The sequence below is a fragment of the Bordetella sp. genome (genome assembly GCF_057362025.1).
The window spans coordinates 1-18016 of sequence record NZ_JBMQQZ010000036.1; the positions used below are offsets into that span (position 1 = coordinate 1).

The window sequence follows — 18016 nt, forward strand, 5'->3', positions numbered from 1 at the left end:
GCCGCCATCCGCGCCCGCCCCCTTGCCGTGGTCCATGCCTTGCATGGCGCCGTGGTCCATGCCTCCCATGCCCATGTCGCCCATGGTCAGCAAGGGACGGGCATCCATGGGCGGCACGGGCGCGGTCCGTCCTTCGGCGACGGCCAATGTGCCCCTGGCGTAGCCGGTACGGTCCATGGACTGCGCGAAAATGGTGTACGCGTCTTCCCCGGTGGGCTCGACCAATACGTCGAAGGTTTCCGCCACGGCGATCCGGAACTCGTCCACGCTTACCGGCTTGACATACTGACCGTCGGCGGCAACCACCGTCATCTTCAATCCGGGAATGCGAACATCGAAATAGCTCATCGAAGAGCCATTGATAAAACGCAGGCGGACGCGCTCGCCGCGCCGGAAGATACCGGTCCAGCCTGGCTCCGGCGCCCTGCCGTTCATCAGATAGGTATAGGTGTAGCCGCTGACATCGGCCAGGTCCGTCGGGTTCATCCGCATTTCGGCCCACATCATCCGATCGTCGACGGTGGCACCCCAGCCCTTGGATCTGACGTCATGGACAAAGTCCACGAGCGTGCGCTTATGGAAGTTGTAGTAGTCGGATTGTTTCTTCAGCTTCCGGGCTACGTTTTCGGGATCTTCGTCCGTCCAGTCGGACAGCATCACCACGTAGTCCCGGTCGTAGGCAAAGGGCTCCGGTTCCTTTGGCTGGATGACCAGTGGACCATATACGCCGGACTGTTCCTGGAAGCCCGAATGGCTGTGATACCAGTAGGTGCCGTTTTGCCTGACCTTGAACTGGTAAAGGTACATGCCACCCGGCTCGATGCCGTGAAAGCTCAAGCCGGGCACGCCGTCCATATTGGCCGGCAGGACAATGCCGTGCCAATGGATCGACGTGGTCGCGCGAAACCGGTTGCGTACGCGCAGGGTGACCGTATCGCCTTCGCGCCAGCGCAGTATGGGGCCCGGTATGCCGCCATTGACGGTAAGGGCCGTCCGTCGCGTACCGGTGAAATCGACGCTGGCCTCTTCAATGGAAAGGTCGAACTGCGTGCCTGACAATACGCCGGGTTCGCCGACGCGGTCGACGGCCGCCGACGCGCGGCCCAGGCCCATACCGCTCAACAGCGCGCCCGCCCCGAGCGCCTTCACGAAAGTCCGCCTTGAATTCGGCCCCGGCATAAGGTTTCCACAAAGCGACCGCACGCTGCCTTGCCGGGCCCATCCCTGCACGCGGCACCCGCCGCTCACGCGGCTGTGGCGGTCAATGTCACGAGAAAGATGGTGCCATATCGGTGACGGCGCATGATTACATTTATGTCAGGATACGGACCGCCGCCAGTCTCCCGGCCTGGGGTTTGACGGTTATTCGCAAAGACGATAACTGAGGGTCTCAGACGATATTGGACCCCGCGCCCGCCAGCCCCTACAGTCGCGCTGCACGTCGCCATTTCAAATATCAGACCGCGCAGCGGCTCCGAGGAGACACGAATGAAAAAAGCAGGATTGACGGGAATGCTGGTTGCCGCCGCGCTTGCGGCCATGCCCTTGGCGTCGATGGCGCAGGCCTATCCGGATAGGCCCATCACGGTGGTGGTTCCGTACACGCCCGGGGGTTCGGTCGACACGGTCGCGCGGATCGTGACGGCCCAGTTGCAAAAGGAATTGGGCCAGCCGGTCATCGTCGAAAACAAGCCGGGCGCCTCGGGCATGATCGGATCCGAGCATGTGGCGCGCGCCAATCCCGACGGCTACACGCTGCTGCTGCATGCCTCCAGCCAGATCTACCTGCCGCTGGTCGATACCCATGCGAAATACGATGCGCTGAAGGACTTTACGCCCATCGCCCGCATCGGGACGGTACCGTTGCTGGTGGTCACCAAGCCCGACTCGCCGTTCAACACGCTGAAGGACTTGCAGGAACATGCAAGAAGAAGCGGCGAGCATCTGACCTGGGCGACCTCCGGTTATGGGACTTCCAGCCATCTTACGGAGGAGATGCTCAACCGCGATCTGAAATTGAATATGCAGATCATCTCCTATCGCGGCGCCGTTCCGCAGCTGACAGATGTCATGGCGGGACACGTCACTGCGGCGGTTTCCCCCATGCCCGGGGTCTACCCGTTCGTGCAATCAGGCAAACTCAAGGCGCTGGCGATCACCAGTTCGACGCGGGCAGATAAGCTCCCGAATGTTCCGACCGTGGCGGAAAGCGGCGTGGAAGGGTTTGAGTTTTCATCCTGGTATGGGATCTGGGGACCGGCCGGCCTGCCCGATGCCATCGTGAAAAAACTGTCCGCCGCGATCGGCAAGGCGACCCACGCCGCGCAAGCCAAGCAGGCCTTCGACGCGATGATGTTCAACGTCGTAGCCAGTTCGCCCGGCGACCTGGCCCGTGTGCAGCGGGACGAGCACGATAAGGTATCGAAGCTCGCGAAAGAAGCCCATATCCAGATCAAGTAGGTGATGCAGATGCCCCACACTGAACCCGACGCGCGCGCTGCCGAGCGCAGAATCGTCGTATACCGCCCGGCGACCGCCGGTACGGATGTCCAGATCGAATACGCCGTCCAAGGAGAGGGCCCGGCCGTCTGCATACTTCCCTCCCTGGCCCGGTCCGGACGGGACTACGACACCGTTGCCGCGCACCTGGCGCGCGCCGGCTTCAAAGTGCTGCGTCCGGAGCCGCGGGGTATCGGCGAGAGCCGGGGGCCCATGGATGCACTGGACCTGCATCATTTCGCGGCGGATGTGGCGGCGGTGCTGGACCAGGAAAACACCGGACCCCTGGTGATCGTCGGCCATGCGTGGGGCAGCCAGCCGGCGCGCATGCTGGCTGCCGATCGTCCCGATCTGGTCATCGGCGTGGTCATGGCGGCCGCTTCCGCGGGAAAAATGCCCCCGGGCTCGGACGAGCAACCCTACGCCCGGCTTCGCGATGCCATCGATGGCGCGGGAGACTACAGCCTGGCGGAAGAGACCCGCATCGACTGTCTGCGGCGGGCATTCTTTGCCCCTGGAAGCGATCCCCGGGTCTGGCTCGATGGCTGGTACACCGAGGCGCATGACGCGCAGAGCCACGCGCGCCGCGTCACGCCCATCGACGAGTATTTCTCCGCGGGCGACCGCGTGCCCATATTGGATTTGCAAGCCGAGTACGATGCGGTGGTGGTACCCAATGTCATGAAGCCGTACCTGGGCGAACGCGTGACGGTACAGATTATCCGCGGTGCGGGGCATGCCATGGCCCCCGAGCAGCCACAGGCCATGGCCGACGCCATTGCTGCATTCGCGCTGCGTGTGTACCGGCCGCAATCCGACGCGGGAAACCGATAAGCCGATACACCGATAAGTCGATAAGTCCGGCGCCGGTCGCCGATGCGGGAAATCAATCCAGCTCGGTAAACCGGTGCAGCATGACTTCGTCTATCACCTTTCTGGTCAAGCCGGACTTCACCCCGTCCTTCCAAACGACGTACAAGTGAAGATGGCCGGCGCTTTCCCGCAGGTCCTTGAACACCACGCCAGGATACGTCGCCCGCGAATACGCCTTGGGCACAAGCGAAATCCCCATGCCCAGCTGGATCAATTGGAAGATCGCCAGCGGCGTGCGGGCCTGGTGTACCAGGTGCGGGCGGACGCCTTTCGCCAGGCAGCAGGCCATCTGCGCGTCGTGCAAGGATGGAGAGGCTTCCCGCGAAAAGCCGATCAAAGGGTGCTTTTCCAGGTCCGCCGCCTCGATGGACGACCGGCTGGCGAGTTCGTGTCCTTGCGGTAAAGCGAGGACGAAAGGCTCGGAGTAAATCGGAAATTTGTTCAGCCCGGCGACGGTCGGACAGGAATGGATGACGCCGATGTCGAGCTCCTCGTGCAGCAACGCTTCCACCTGGCTTTTTGACGACATGTCGTGCACGATCATCTGCACATCGGGAAAACGCGCGGTCAGGCGCGCCTTGATCGATGGCAGGAGATGAATCAGCGCGGAGGTGACGAAGCCGATCTTCAGGCCTCCGGCATCCCGGCTGCCTGCCTTGACCGTCGCCCCGACGGTATGGCCAAGGTATTCCAGGATGTACCGGCTTTCGTTCAGGAAAATCTTGCCGGCTTCGGTCAGCTGCACATCGCGGCGGTTACGCGCCAGCAACTGGACGCCAAGTTCATCCTCCAGCGCCTTGATGCGTTGGGACAACGGCGGCTGCGACATATGCAGCCGCGTCGCGGCGCGGCTGAAACTCAGCTCTTCGGCGACAGCCACGAAGTAGCGCAGGTGTGTGATTTCGACGTTTCGCAAGGTTCTACCGCCAAAGGAACGACCTATGCACGCATAGGAAAGGAGTATTTGTCCCGCCGGCCCCCATTCCATAGGATGTAGCCCGGTTGCGCAATACCACCGTCATCAACAGCGCAACATCCGATTATTCAGGGGAAATCCATGTTTAAACCTGGTCCGGCCGGTGTCCGCCGCGCCTGCGTCGCCGCCGCGGCGTTGTTCAGTGTATCCGTCCTGCTTGCCGGCCCGGCCGCGCGCGCGGGTACGTATCCCGATCATCCCGTACGACTGATCGTGCCGCAGTCCGCGGGGTCGGGTGGCGACGTCGTGGCCCGCCTTCTGGGAGACAGAATGGGCAGCGCACTGGGCGCCTCCGTGGTGGTCGAGAACCGTCCCGGCGCGAACGGCATCGTCGCCATGTCCTATGTCGCAAAGGCGCCCGCGGATGGCTACACGCTGCTGCTGGCCGGTGTTTCGCAGATGAGCTTCAACCCCCATCTGTACAAACAGCTGCCCTACGATCCCGCCAAGGACTACACCTACGTCGCGCCCGTGGTCGATACGCCCTTCGTACTGCTCGCGAACAAGGATGCGCCCTATCAATCGCTGGCGCAATTGATTGCCGCCGCCAAGGCCGCGCCGGGCCGCATCACGTTCGCCAGTGCCGGTGCCGGCAATTCAACTCACCTGTCGACGGAGATGATCGCCCACGGCGCGGGAATCCAGCTGAAACACATCCCGTACAAGGGTTCGGGCCCCGCGCTGAACGCCGTCATCGGCGGCCAGGTGGACCTGATGACCAGCGTACTGGGTTCGGCGCTGCCCCAGATCCAGGCCGGCAATGTGGTCCCGCTGGCCGTACTGGCCGACCGGCGCGCCAGCGATCTGCCCGCCGTACCGACCCTGAAGGAAGCCGGCCTGAAGGTGCCGCCCATGCCCGGCTGGTTCGCCATCGTGGGCCCCGCCGGCATGGACAAGGCCGTCGTCGACAAACTCAACGCCGCGGTGCAGGCCGCGATCGCCGACCCGTCCGTCAATAAAAAGCTGAAGGATTTGTACTTCGTACCGCTGCAGGGTACCGCCGAACAGATGCGCACGCGTGCCGAAGACGATTCGAAATTCTGGGGCGGGTTCATCGCGCAGACCGGCATTCAGGTCGATTGACCGCGCCGCACGGAAATGGGATGCCCGCCCCGCCCTATCTTCCCCAACTGTCAGGACGCCGTTGCGGCCAGCCATTCGACGCCGCTCCATGCGCCCGCCGCGACCAGTTGCCCTGCGACGTCGAACAGGGTTTGATGGACGCGGCTGCAGGCCAGGCTTTTCTCGGCGGACAGGGACATGCATACGGACACGCGACGCCGATATTCGGGGCTGGCGATACGCGTGGCGACGACGTTCTCCGATCGCGCCTCCGGGCCCACCAGCGCCGACGAGGGCAACACGGTCCAGCCCTTGCCCACGCGCGCCAGGGACAGCAGGATGGATACGGCGCTGGTTTCCGCCACCAGCATGATGGGGAGGGATTCCTCCGCAAAGGTGCGCGCGGCCAGCATGCGGATGGAGTTCGGGAAACTCGGCAGCAGCAGCGGCAGTTCGGACATCTGCCGCAGGGTGACGGCGTCCAGGCCCAGCGGCGGACCGACCAGGAACAGATCTTCGATCAGCATGGCCCGGGTGGTCATGCGCGCCGGCTGGGGCTGTACGTCCATGGCCACCGAAATATCCATGCGGTCCAGCGAGACGGCGACGGCCAGGTCGGCGCTGCTGCCTTCCACGACTTCCAGCACAACCTCCGGCAGGCGGGTTGCCACCGCCTCGATCAATGGCAGCGCCAATACCCGCGAAGTGCTCGTCGGCAGTCCTACCCTGACATGCCCGGCCGGGGTATCGCGGCCGTTCTTCAGGGCGGCGCGGGCCTCGTCCACCTGGCGCAGCACCATTTGCGCGTGGCGATAGAGCAGCTTGCCGGCATCGGTTGCGCGCACGCCGCCCGGCGCCCGTACCAGCAATTGCGTGTCCAGTTCGCTTTCGAGATTGGCGACCTGCTGGCTCAGCGACGGTTGCGAAATATGCAGCGTCTCCGCCGCGGCGGTGATGCTTTCCAGTTCGACGATGCGGGCGAAATACTTGAGTTGGCGCAGGTCCATCGGACTTCCTTGTACGGCTTCCTTTGGTTCGCATCTTAGCCGCCCCGTTACACCCTTACCGAGGATACGCATGTCCACGTTGACCGATAAAGAGCAACAGGCCTGGTCCGTGCCGCCGCAAGCCTATGCGGCCGCGCGGCCGGTCGAGTACACGATTCCCACCCCCGTCTCCCGCTATCTGACGATGCGCGACGGCTGCCGCCTGGCCATCGACGTTTACGTCCCGCAGCCGGCCGCCGGCCGTGCGGGCACCGCCCGGCATCCCGCCATCGTGCTGTTCACACCGTATTACCGCCGCTTTGCCCTCAAGCCTGGCGGCAGCGGCGAACCCGCGCCCAATACCGCCAGGCTGCGTGACTACTTCGTGCCGCGCGGATATGCCGTGATCGTGATCGACGTGCGGGGCACGGGCGCCAGCTTCGGCACGCGGGACAGCTTCCGCTCGCCGCGCGAACGCGAGGACAGCCGCGAGGTGGTGGATTGGGTCGTGGCCCAGCCATGGTCCAGCGGCGTGGTCGGAGCCACGGGCATCTCCTATCTGGGCGCAGCCGCGGACTTCCTGGCCGCCACGGGCCATCCGGCCGTCAAGGCCATCGCGCCGCTGTTTTCCGTCTGGGATACCTACACCGATAACTACTATCCCGGCGGCATACAGCTCAAGGCGCTGACGCGCAGCTATGACGACCTCATGGTGGCGCTGGACCACGACCGCCGCGACATGCTGCATCGCTTCGTCTATTACGCGAATCCCGACTTCGCCGGTCCCCAGCCGGTGGACGAGGATACGGACGGCACGCTGGTCCGGCAGGCGGTGCGGGAACACCTGGGCAACTTCCGACAGACCGAATTCATGCCGGAGTTCCGGTTCCGCGAAGACCCCCTGCCCTATGACCCGGAGTTCAGTTCCGCCACCTTCAGTCCGTACAGCCTGGCGGCCCGGATCCCGAACGATGTGGCGGTGCTGTCGGTTTCCGGCTGGATGGATGGCGCCGGCTACATGAATGCGGCGATCTCGCGCTACCTGACGCTGGACAGGAACCCGCGCCATCTGATGCTGGGTCCGTGGGATCACGGCGCGCGCATCGATGTGTCGCCGTGGCGCCGGCAGGAAATGGCCGAGCCTATCTGGCTGGCCGAGGTGCTGCGCTTCTTCGACCATTATCTGCTGGGCATGCCCACCGGCCTGGAGAAGGAAGCCCCCATACACTATTACGCCCTGCACGCGGAGCGGTGGCGGGCCGCGGACCAGTGGCCGCCGTATGGCGATGAGGTCTCGCACCTGCATCTGGCGCAAAGCGGCGGTTTGTCCGAGCAGGGATCGACGGGCGCCGGCGAGCGGGAATATCAAGTGGACTTTGCGCTGGGAACCGGCGCCGGCACGCGCTACGAGCGCATCGCGGCCATCAACAGCACCGAGTATTACCCGGACTGGCAGGGCCGTACGGATCGCATGGCCAGCTTTACTTCCGAGCCGCTGCCGAGCCCGATGGAGATGGGCGGGCATGCCGTCATCGACCTCTGGGTGGCCAGCAGCGAACCGGATGCCGCGCTATTCGTCTACCTGAGCGAGATCGAGGCAGACGGACGCGAACGCTACGTTACCGAGGGCCTGCTGCGCCTGCTGCACCGCAAAGTATCGCCGTGTCCGCCCGGGTACCGTACCACCTGGCCTTTCCGGACATTCCGCAAAGAGAATGCCGCGCCGCTGGTCCCTGGCGAATTCGAACGCATCGAACTGGCGCTGCTGCCCATCGCCTGGCGGTTTTCAGCGGGCAGCCGTATCCGCGTGTCGATCGCCGGCGCCGACAACGACCACTGCGGACAGGTCCCTCATGGACGGCCGCCGCGTTTGCGGCTGGGTACGGGGGGCGCCCACGATTCGTCCATCGCGCTGCCCCTGCGGCGCTGCGGGTAAGAGCGAGGCTGGCCGCGTACCGCCGATACGCGGTCACGCGGTCAGCGTCGCAGCCACCCCAGGCCGATGGCCCGGGCGAATAGCGCTTGGTATAGCGCGATCGCCAGCCCCGTGACGGCTGCACCGCGGATCCGCCAGAGCGGAGCGATCGCCGCGTACGCAAGGCACGAGACCAGCACCGCGCCAGCCATGTCCAGCGGAAAATGCACGCCCAGGAAGACCCGCGCCCATGCGATTGCCAGGCCGGCCACGAGCGCGAGGAAGCCGGTCCGTTTGCGGCCGCCGAAGAATAACGTCAGCATCACCGCGGCGACTACCGTCAGGTGGTCGCTGGGGAACGATGGGTCGGCGGCATGCGGCATGAAGGTATGCCCCAGCCCGATCATGAATGGCCGGGGATGTGGCCAGACCAGGCCGATGGCCTGGTTTGCTCCGAGCGCCAGCAGCGTGACGGCACAGGCGCGAATGGCGATTTCGCGCTGGCGCTCGCTTCCGGACAGCCACATCATCACGAGAATGACGGGAATAACGTAGATAAGATCATTGGCACAGGCAAGCGCCGTCGCGACCAGCCAAGCCGGCGCCGACGGGGTGCCGTTGATCATCAGAAAGAGTGTGCGGTTGTATGCCTCGATGGTCGTCATTGGATCAGTTCGTAGTGATGCAAGGGAAAACTCAACGGAAAATATCAACCGGCATTTACGCGCGGTCGTGGCGCGAGGCCGCACATCGCCAATGGGACCAGGGCTAGCGCCGCGCCCGTGAGGAACGTCACGGAAGCGCCATAGTGGTCCCATAGCCAGCCGGCAATGGAGCTGCCAAGCAGCATGCAGATGCCACAGGCCAGATTGAACACGCCAAACGCCGTACCGCGCAGCGAGCGGGGCGCCGTATCCGCCACGATCGCGGCGAGGATGCCCTGTGTGAAGCCCATGTGGAGCCCCCATGCGGTGACGCCCGCGAACAGCGGCATTACCGTGCCGCGCGAGCCAAGGATCAGGTCCGCCGCGATAAGCAGCGCGAGGCCGATTGCAAGCAGCACGCGCCGATCGAACCGATCGGAGAATATACCGACCGGATACGCCGAAAGCGAATACGCCAGGCTCATCGTGACCATGACGGCCGGGACCCACGCGATATCCAATCCGGCTTCCCGTGCACGCAGCACCAGGAATGCCTCGCTGAAACGGGCCAGTGTGAAGGTCGCGCCTATGGCGACCACCAGCCAGTAGCGGGTCGGGAACTCGCGCAGCGCGCGCCAGTGCAAGGGCGAGCGGAAGACGGCTCGCGCGGGCGCCCGCTCCGGCTCGCGGACGCCGAACAGGATTATCGCGACCGCGATGAATGCCGGAACGATGGCAAACCACAGCACCGCGCGGATGTGATCGGCAAATATCAGCATCAGCACGATGGCGAGCAGTGGACCGGCAAACGCCCCGACGGTGTCCATGGATTGCCGCAGCCCGAAGCAGGCGCCGCGTATTGCCGGCGGCGCCACGTCAGCCACCAGGGCATCGCGCGGCGCACCCCGGATGCCCTTGCCCAGCCGATCCAGTAGCCGCGCGGTCACCACCACCGCCGGCGTGCTCGCCAGCGGAAAGAGCGGCTTGGTCAGGGCCGCGAGCCCGTAGCCGAAGAGCAGCAATCCTTTGCGCTTGCCGCTCCAGTCGCTCAGCGCGCCCGAGAAAATCTTGACGATCATTGCGGTGGCTTCGGCCGCGCCTTCGAGCACGCCCAGCGCGGTGACGCTCATGCCCAGTGTGCCGACCAGATAAATGGGCAGAAGCGCATGCACCATCTCGGACGACAGGTCCATGAAGAGACTGACCAGCCCAAGCGCCCAGACCGTGCGCGGAATGACCAGCCTGGGGGCGGATGGTGGGCTGGAATTCATTCGACTTTTCTTCGGACGTGAACGTTTCGTGGGGTGACTGGCATGTGTGCGCGTATTCGACCGCTGGAACGGTCGCGGGTTCCCGGTCTTCCGGTATGGCTGCGAGTTCCGGGATCAATGGAAGAAGGCGCGTCATGAGGCCTTAGTTGGCCAATCGCTCGATGACCAGGTCGAGCAATGCCCGCAGGCGCGATAGCCGGCGCAGGTCGCGGTGGTAGCCCAGATAGGTGTCCCGCCCGGGCGGCGCCTGGCCCGTTTCCACGCGGGCCAGGCCGGGAACGCGGTCGCCCAGCGGTATCGGCAGTACCGCCAATCCGGCACCCTGGCGGCAGAACTCCGCCTGCGCGAGACGGCTGTTGCTGCGCATCGCCACCCTCGCCTTCGGCCACACCTGCGTCAGCCACAGCACGTCCGGCATATTCCCGAAGGCCGTGTCCATCGTGATGACCCGCGCATCCGCGCCCTCATCGGCGGGCGCGATCGCCCGATCTGCCCGGGCGTAGACCGCATACGGGATGTGCATGAGCCGCCGCGACACGACTTCCGGCTCCTGGAACGGCTGGATCCGGAACGCGATATCGGCCTCCCGGCGCGGGAGGCTGTACATGCGGGCATCGCTGACCAGTTCGACGCAAACCTTGGGATGCCGCTCGCTGAATTCCGCCAGCACGGGCGCCAGCATGCAAGTGCCGAACCAGTCGGACGACGACACGCGCAGCATGCCGTCCAACTGCACATCGGCCCCGGCCAGGCGGCGCTGGAACGCGAGCGATTCTTCCTCCATCCGCTCCGCGTGTTCCAGGACAGTGGTTCCCTCGTCGGTCAGGACCAGGCCGTCGGCGGTCCTCTGGAACAGGCTGCAGCCCAGCTCCAGCTCCAGCGCACGCAGGCGGCGTCCCATCGTCGGCTGCGATAGGCCCAGGACGCGGGCGGCGCCGCCCAGGGTGCCGGCGCGCGCGATGGCCAGGAAGATTCTCAGGTCGCTCCATTCCATGCCGAGGCCCATACAAAAATGAATGGCTAAGGTTCATCCGTGTTTATACCAATTCAGAATGGAATGGACCAGAATCGGCCCATACCTTTTTGGAGAATCCGGATGAATACCACCATGAAAGCCGCCGTCCTCGATACGCACGGCGCGCCGTTCCGCATCGCCGATATCCCGATACCCGTCGCCGGACCGCGCGATGTGCTCGTACGCATCGCGGCAAGCGGCATCAATCCCTTGGACACGAAGATCCATGCCGGCCAGGCCGAGCACGCCCACCAACCCGCGCCCGCGGTCCTGGGGATGGACCTGGCGGGCACGGTCGAAGCCGTGGGCGCCGAGGTCATCGGCTTGCAGCCCGGCGACGCGGTCTACGGCATGACCGGCGGGGCGGGAGGACGGCAGGGTACGCTGGCCCAATATGCCGCCGTCGATGCCGGTCTGCTGGCGCGCAAGCCGGCGCATCTTTCCATGCGGCAGGCCGCCGCCCTCCCCGCCGTCCTGATCACGGCGTGGAAAGGCATCGTGGACCGGATGGCCGTCGCCGCGGGCGATAGCGTCCTTGTCCAGGGCGGCGCAGGCGGTGTGGGACATGTCGCGGTCCAGCTGGCACGCGCGCTGGGCGCCCAGGTTTACGCAACCGGGTCGGAACACAACCGCGACGTCATCGAGCGCCTAGGCGCGACTTTCATAGACCGCGATGAACCGGTGCAGGACTACGTGCAGCGACTGACCGGCGGTCGCGGCTTCGACCGCGTCTATGACACCGTGGGCGGTGCGGTGCTGGATGCGTCCTTCCAGGCGGTTCGGCGCTTCGGGCATGTCGTCAGCTGCCTCGGGTGGGGCACGCACGCGCTGGCCCCGCTCTCGTTCAAGGAAGCGAGCTACTCCGGCGTGTTCATCCTGCCCGCGCTGCTTTCAGGCGAAGGCATCGAGCATTGCCGCGAGATCCTGGAGCAGGCGACCGGCCTCATCGAAGCCGGGCAGTTGGCCCCGATCCTCGACGAAAGGCGTTTCACGCTGCACGATGTGGGCGAAGCCTATCTCGTCATCCGATCCGGCGCGGCGCGGGGCAAGCTGGTGGTCGAATTGGACGGTTCATCCCCGTTGGCCTAGAATGGTCCGCATGTTTTCCAGGCATGCCGCGCACACCTTCATTACCGGCACCGGCCCGCGCCAGCGGACCGGGTCGGCGTGCGCGCGCCCGCACCAGCGCCACAAGACCGGACCGGCGGCGGCATTTGCCGCACAAGCTTGAGCCCGGCGACCCGCAGCACCCTTTCCAAAGCGCATTCCTCCAGGTCGTCGGGCCCCGCCCGCGCGAAGCCATGCCGCATCACCGTGCGGCGCACGACCCTACAGGAGTGCTCCATGCCCGCCCCCATCCATGACCGCGTACTCACCGAACTGGATTACGCCCGTCTCGCCAGCCTGTTGGCGCGTTTGACCGCGCACGGCCATATCGACGCCGCCCATGGCGCCCACGATCTGCTCGACATGGCGCCCACGCTGCCCGGCCACGCGGCCCCCCCGGATCTCGTCACCATGCGCTCGCATGTCCAGCTGCGTGACGAGACGGGCCGCGACCTCGAGCTGCGTCTGGTCTACCCCGCCGAGGCCGATGCGGCGCACGGGCATATCTCCGTGCTGTCCCCATTGGGCCTTAGCCTGCTGGGCTGCCGCGAAGGCGAAACCATCCAATGGCAAGGGCCCGACCGCCTGGTGCACGAGGGCACCATCGCCAGGATCCTGTACCAGCCGGAAGCGGCCGGCGACTACGGCAGCTGAATTTGTTTCAATTGCGCGGCCGCCATCCTGCGGGCCGGCACGCCCATTGCTACTTGTCAGGCTTGTACCCGACGTCGCTCCTCCCCGCCGCGGTGAAGGGTGATTGTTGAAGTCTGACTGGAAAGGAGATCGACGATGCTGGAAAAAACGGAAGGTACCGCGCAGAAATGGGCAGGCAAGGCGCAGGACGCCATCGGTGAAATGACCGGGGACACCGGCACGCAGATCAAGGGCAAGGCGCGTGAGCTGGCCGGGCGCACCCAGGAGTCCTATGGCGATGCGCTGAATATGATGCGCGACTGCGCATCCAATAATCCCGTCGCCACCGTGGCGGTGGCCGCCGGCGTCGGCTTCCTGCTGGGCGCCATTCTCTCGTCGCGGCACTGATCGGCCGCGTACACCAGCGCGCGGGGTAAGGCGACCGCCGTCGCCCCCGCGCTGGCGAGCCTGCAGTCCGGCGCGGACAGCGACCCCGCTACGTGCCCTATGGGGTGATCGACCGTACCGCCGGACTTCTTGCCGCGCATCATGACTTCGGAGCAATCCGCCCGCCGGCTGCAGCGGTCCGCCGCTGCCTAGGGAAAGCCTGGATCCCGCATGGCCTGCCACCGTGGCGGCGGCGGCGCTACGCTAGGAACCGCCGGCGCGCCGCGTCGACCCCTGGCCGGGGTGGCCCGTTCATCGGAGCATGGCCATGATGCATAACGACAAGCTCTTCGCCGGCAGCATTCCGGAAACCTACGAGCGGCTGCTGGTGCCGCTGCTGTTCGAGCCTTACGCCAACGACATGGCGGACCGCGTGGCCCGCATACGGTCTCGCGACATCCTGGAGATTGCGGCCGGCACGGGTGCCCTTACGCGCGCGATGGCGGATCGCCTGCCCGCGGACGCGCGCATCGTCGCGTCAGACCTGAATCCGCCGATGCTGGAACGCGCGCAGGCAAGCCTGGGGAATGACCCGCGCATTACATGGCGGCAGGCGGACGCCCTGGCGCTGCCGTTCGATGCGGCGGCCTTCGACGTCGTGGCGTGCCAGTTCGGCGTGATGTTCTATCCCGACAAGGTCCAGGGGCATCGCGAAGCCCGCCGCGTCCTGCGACCGGATGGGCGGTATTTCTTCGCGGCGTGGGATTCCCTGCGTCATAACCCCATTGCGGAAGCGGTCGAAGACGCGCTGGCGAAGATGTTTCCGGACAATCCCACCCGCTTCATGTCGCGCACGCCTCATGGCTATTGCGAACCGGACAGGCTGCGCGCCGATCTGCGCGAAGCAGGGTTCCAGGCCATCGAGATCGAATCCATCCGGCACATCGCCGAGGCGCCGTCCGTTCACCTGGTCGCGCAGGCCTTTTGCCAGGGAACTCCCTTGCGCGGGGAAATCGAGGCGCGCGCCCCGGGCGCCGTGGAGCGCGTCACCGACCAGGTCGCGCAGGACTTGCGGCCGAAGTTCGGCGACGGCCCCGTGCAATCCACCATCAGTGCGTACCTGGTGACCTGCGAACAGGCGTGATCACAATCGCGCGAGAACCGGTTACCCTTTCGGATCCACGGACCACGAATCCCCTCCGACAGCCCATGAAGACGCTTATCCGTTTCGTCGCCAGCGCATGCCTGTTCGCCGCCCTTGTGGCCTGCTCCTCCACGCCGAGCATGTCGGACCTCGACTCCGCGGACTACGGTCCGCGGCCCACCGACGCCCAGGTGGCCGAAGGCATTCGCGCCCTGGGAGGAAATGCCGCCGCGGCGCGCGCCGCGAGCGGCGGCGAGTCCAGCTATCGACTGAGCACCGGCTGGGCGACGGATCTCGACAATCCCGGCAGCTATATCTACGGCTGGCAGGTGCGTTTCCAGCAGGATGCCAGCCAGGGCGGCGGCACGGTAACAGCCCTGTTCCACGACGGCGTCCTGATCGCCGCCACGCGGGAGACCGCGGGCCAGGCAGCGCCCCTTCGCCTTAAATAGCACCTCACATAACGCCTTGGCCAAGGCCTCGGACAAGGCCCTGGATAACGCCCGGGATAACGTCGCGGGCGCGCCGCCGCGCCATTCTTGATTTCGATCAAGTCCAGGCCGGCCCCGCGCATCGATAGTGGCATGGTCGCCGCCGCATGGGCGGCTCGAATCCATAGAGGCACGCGATGGCGAACAAATCCTCGGTCAAGTCCTCCGAGCTCTCGCTGCTGAGCGTACCCGCCTTCTGGCCGATGACGATGGCCAAGGCACTGCTCGACGAGGAGCGCGACCTTTACGCGAAGAACATCAAGTTCATCGACGAAGAGATCAAGATCCACGGCGAGCTTCGTCCACGGCTCGCGACGCGCAACCAGGTCCGCCTGGACCTGCGCACGATGATCCTGCGCGACTACGGCACGGCGGACGCGGGCATCCCTACATTGGTAAACGCGCCCTACGCCGGCCACACAGCCATGATCGCCGACTATCGGGCGGGGCAAAGCCTGATCGAGACGCTGCTCGCCAATGGTATCGGCCACGTGGCGCTGACCGACTGGAAGTCCGCGACGCCCGATATGAAGGACCTGGAGATCGACAACTATCTCGCGGAACTCGTCGTCGCGATCGACGATCTGGGCGGGCGGGTCAACCTGGTAGGGCTATGCCAGGGCGGATGGACCTCCGCGATGATCGCGGCGCGGTTTCCCGAGAAAGTCAACGCGCTGGTCCTCGCGGGCGCGCCCATCGATACGGACGCCGGCAACGGTCCCATCAGGCGCATGGTGCATGAATCCCCCCTCTCCTTCTACGAGCAGCTCGTTGCCCTGGGAGGCGGCCTGATGCAGGGGCGGCTGATGCTGCGGGGGTGGAAGAACATGCATCCCGTGGAACACTACCTGCAGGATCACGTCGACCTCTACGAGCATATCGATGACCCGGCATACCTGGCCAAGGAAGAGGCGTTCGAAAGGTGGTATGAAAACCCGCTCGATCTTCCCGGCCGCTGGTATCTGCAGGTCATCCAGCAGATCTTCCAGGAGAATCGCCTGGCCAAGGGCACTTTCGTCGGCCTGGGCCGCAAACTGAACCTTCACGACATAAGCTGCCCGACATACCTGCTGGCAGGCGCGACCGACGATATCACCACCCCCGAGCAGGTTCTCGACGCGCGCAAGTATATCGGGACATCCCCGGACCGCATCGTCTCGCAGACCGTACCCGGCGGCCACATCGGCCTTTTCATGGGTGGCCGCACGCTTAAGGAATCCTGGCCCGGGATCGCCCGATGGATCGCGGGGCAATAGCGGATCTTCGGTAGGCTACCCGGACAAGGCGGCATCCGCGCGTCGCAGCTACACCAGCGCCACGATGACGGCCCCGCACGTCGTCAGAAGAATATTGGAAATGGCATAGGGGACCGTGTAGCCCAGAACCGGTATCCGGCTTCCGGCCTTTTCCTGCAGCGCCGCCAATGCCGCGGTGAAGGTCTGCGCCCCGGCCAGCGCGCCAAGCAGCAGCAAGGGATTCATCCTGAGCGCGTAGCGGCCGACCAGCAATGCCGCCAGCATCGGCGTCACGGTGACGGCCATGCCGGCCAATACAATGCCCACGCCCAGCTCTTTGACGGCACGGACAAATTCAGGCCCTGCCTGTAATCCCGCCCCCGCCACGAAGGCGGCCAGTCCGAACGTGATCATGAAGTCCAGCGCGGGCTGCGGTATTTCGCCCATTTTGGGTCGTACCGTGCGCAGCCAGCCGAACAGCAAACCGGCCAGCAGGACGCCGACACTGGCGCCCAGGGTAAGCTTCAAGACACCGATGTCGAGGTAAGGCAGCCCGATGAGCGCGCCGATGAGGATGCCGAATCCCAGTATGGACAGATTCGTCGCCGTGGCAGGACGCAATGGCTGCCCCACTTCCGTGGCGACCCGTTCGACGGCGTGCATGGGCCCCACCAGTTCAACGATGTCGCCGCGGTTAAGCCGGGTCGACGCGCCGAACGGTACATCCTGCCCGCCACGCGTGAGCGAGCGCATGCCCACGCTGCGCAGATCCAGGATCTTGCCTTCCACAAGATCCTTCACGGTCGGTCCGCAGATCGCCTTGCTGGTGATCATGACCCTCAGAATCTCGACTGGAAAATCCAGCAACGAGGGTTCGTGCAGTTCCTTGCCGAACAGAGGTCCAACCGTCACCATCGCTTCGGTGCGGCCATGGACGACGACCACGTCGCCCGGCAACAGCACGGCGTCAGGCCGTACCTCGATATCGCTGTTCCCCCTGCGCAATCGCTCCACGAAATAGCGATACCCTGGGCAGGCGTGCTCGCACTCGTCCACGCGCTTGCCGTTGAAGGCCGCGTTGGGTTGCACCAGGTAGGCCCTGGCCGCGAACTTCTGGTACCCCGAAAGCACGCCTTCGACGCTGGTCTTGATACCGTACTGCTCCTCCAGCAAGGCAGCTTCCTTGCGCAGGTCGATGCGAAACATCCTGGGAGCCACCACAGTGAGGAAAATGATGGGGCCGATCGCCCCGAACACATACGTCAAGGCATCGGCAACCGCGATATGGCTTGCCAGCACCTTCTGCATGTCCGCCGGTATCGGCAGATCCATGATCGCGCCCGTCGCGGTTCCCATGACGGCGGATTGCGTCAGCGCGCCGCCGAACAGGCCCGCCGTCATGCCGGCATCCAGGCCCAGCAGGCGCCCCATGCCCAGGGCCACGGCGACGGCCACCACGGTGACCACGATCGATAGGGCCATGGGTTTGATGCCGTCCCGCTTCAGGGCCTGGAAGAACTGCGGCCCGGCCGAATAGCCGTTGGCGAAGAGGAACAGATAAAACAGGCTCCAGCGCAACTCCCGGCTGATCTCGACGTGGGCCTGCCCGATGACCAGGCCCGCGATCAAGGCGCCGCTTACGGTGCCCAGCGAGAACGAACCGAATTTGATATTGCCCAGGACATAGCCCACCGGGACGGCCAGGAACATCGCGAGTTCCGGCGATCCGCGCAGCAGCGTCCCGATCCAGTCCAATGACACCACGCCTCCTTGCCGAT

17 protein-coding genes are annotated in these 18016 nt (G+C 65.2%); 10 read left to right on the forward strand and 7 right to left on the reverse strand.

The window, feature by feature from the left end:
* On the reverse strand, nt 1-1179 hold a 1179-nt coding region (locus tag ACO1P8_RS08105), incomplete at its 3' end, for a copper resistance system multicopper oxidase (RefSeq protein WP_486295384.1).
* Between the two features lie 309 nt (nt 1180-1488).
* Here ACO1P8_RS08105 and ACO1P8_RS08110 point away from each other — a divergent pair.
* Both ACO1P8_RS08110 and ACO1P8_RS08115 read left to right on the forward strand, forming a co-directional pair.
* A complete protein-coding gene (locus ACO1P8_RS08110) occupies nt 1489-2460 on the forward strand; it encodes a Bug family tripartite tricarboxylate transporter substrate binding protein (RefSeq protein WP_486295385.1) in 972 nt (323 codons plus the stop codon).
* Between the two features lie 9 nt (nt 2461-2469).
* The gene (locus ACO1P8_RS08115) at nt 2470-3333 is read left to right on the forward strand and encodes an alpha/beta fold hydrolase (protein WP_486295386.1); all 864 of its coding nucleotides are present in this window, start codon (nt 2470-2472) and stop codon (nt 3331-3333) included.
* 52 nt (nt 3334-3385) lie between these two features.
* Here the strand turns inward: ACO1P8_RS08115 and ACO1P8_RS08120 are convergent, their stop codons facing one another.
* Nucleotides 3386-4288, reverse strand: coding sequence for a LysR family transcriptional regulator (locus tag ACO1P8_RS08120; RefSeq protein ID WP_486295387.1), 903 nt, complete (start codon nt 4286-4288; stop codon nt 3386-3388).
* Between the two features lie 141 nt (nt 4289-4429).
* On the opposite strand from ACO1P8_RS08120, the gene ACO1P8_RS08125 reads away from it, so the two are divergent.
* Nucleotides 4430-5431, forward strand: a complete 1002-nt coding sequence (locus ACO1P8_RS08125; protein ID WP_486295388.1) for a Bug family tripartite tricarboxylate transporter substrate binding protein — start codon at nt 4430-4432, stop codon at nt 5429-5431.
* A 50-nt stretch (nt 5432-5481) separates the two neighbouring features.
* Here the strand turns inward: ACO1P8_RS08125 and ACO1P8_RS08130 are convergent, their stop codons facing one another.
* Nucleotides 5482-6417 (reverse strand): LysR family transcriptional regulator, encoded by a 936-nt coding sequence (locus ACO1P8_RS08130; RefSeq protein WP_486295389.1) that lies wholly within the window; start codon nt 6415-6417, stop codon nt 5482-5484.
* Between the two features lie 70 nt (nt 6418-6487).
* Between ACO1P8_RS08130 and ACO1P8_RS08135 the strand changes: the two genes are divergently transcribed.
* Complete coding sequence (locus ACO1P8_RS08135; protein ID WP_486295390.1) at nt 6488-8332, forward strand: CocE/NonD family hydrolase; 1845 nt, start codon at nt 6488-6490, stop codon at nt 8330-8332.
* A 41-nt stretch (nt 8333-8373) separates the two neighbouring features.
* Here the strand turns inward: ACO1P8_RS08135 and ACO1P8_RS08140 are convergent, their stop codons facing one another.
* From ACO1P8_RS08140 to ACO1P8_RS08150, 3 genes are all read right to left on the reverse strand, one after another.
* Nucleotides 8374-8976, reverse strand: coding sequence for a phosphatase PAP2 family protein (locus ACO1P8_RS08140; RefSeq protein ID WP_486295411.1), 603 nt, complete (start codon nt 8974-8976; stop codon nt 8374-8376).
* Between the two features lie 44 nt (nt 8977-9020).
* Nucleotides 9021-10226, reverse strand: coding sequence for an MFS transporter (locus tag ACO1P8_RS08145; RefSeq protein ID WP_486295391.1), 1206 nt, complete (start codon nt 10224-10226; stop codon nt 9021-9023).
* A 142-nt stretch (nt 10227-10368) separates the two neighbouring features.
* On the reverse strand, nt 10369-11220 hold the full coding sequence (locus ACO1P8_RS08150) for a LysR family transcriptional regulator (protein ID WP_486295392.1): 852 nt from the start codon (nt 11218-11220) through the stop codon (nt 10369-10371).
* A 102-nt stretch (nt 11221-11322) separates the two neighbouring features.
* Here ACO1P8_RS08150 and ACO1P8_RS08155 point away from each other — a divergent pair, with 102 nt between their 5' ends.
* The 6 genes from ACO1P8_RS08155 to ACO1P8_RS08180 all read left to right on the forward strand — a co-directional run bounded on the left by ACO1P8_RS08155 (nt 11323) and on the right by ACO1P8_RS08180 (nt 16259).
* Entirely contained in the window at nt 11323-12330 is a 1008-nt protein-coding gene (locus ACO1P8_RS08155) for a zinc-dependent alcohol dehydrogenase family protein (protein ID WP_486295393.1), read from the forward strand.
* A gap of 255 nt (nt 12331-12585) precedes the next feature.
* The gene (locus ACO1P8_RS08160; RefSeq protein WP_486295394.1) at nt 12586-13002 is read left to right on the forward strand and encodes a GreA/GreB family elongation factor; all 417 of its coding nucleotides are present in this window, start codon (nt 12586-12588) and stop codon (nt 13000-13002) included.
* A 135-nt stretch (nt 13003-13137) separates the two neighbouring features.
* Nucleotides 13138-13389, forward strand: a complete 252-nt coding sequence (locus tag ACO1P8_RS08165; RefSeq protein WP_486295395.1) for a CsbD family protein — start codon at nt 13138-13140, stop codon at nt 13387-13389.
* A 307-nt stretch (nt 13390-13696) separates the two neighbouring features.
* Entirely contained in the window at nt 13697-14512 is an 816-nt protein-coding gene (locus ACO1P8_RS08170; protein ID WP_486295396.1) for a class I SAM-dependent methyltransferase, read from the forward strand.
* 65 nt (nt 14513-14577) lie between these two features.
* The gene (locus ACO1P8_RS08175; protein WP_486295397.1) at nt 14578-14964 is read left to right on the forward strand and encodes a hypothetical protein; all 387 of its coding nucleotides are present in this window, start codon (nt 14578-14580) and stop codon (nt 14962-14964) included.
* Nucleotides 14965-15140: 176 nt separating this feature from the next.
* Nucleotides 15141-16259 (forward strand): alpha/beta fold hydrolase, encoded by a 1119-nt coding sequence (locus tag ACO1P8_RS08180; protein ID WP_486295398.1) that lies wholly within the window; start codon nt 15141-15143, stop codon nt 16257-16259.
* Between the two features lie 48 nt (nt 16260-16307).
* Here the strand turns inward: ACO1P8_RS08180 and aspT are convergent, their stop codons facing one another.
* Nucleotides 16308-17999 (reverse strand): aspartate-alanine antiporter, encoded by a 1692-nt coding sequence (aspT, locus tag ACO1P8_RS08185; RefSeq protein WP_486295399.1) that lies wholly within the window; start codon nt 17997-17999, stop codon nt 16308-16310.
* Nucleotides 18000-18016: the final 17 nt, after the last annotated feature.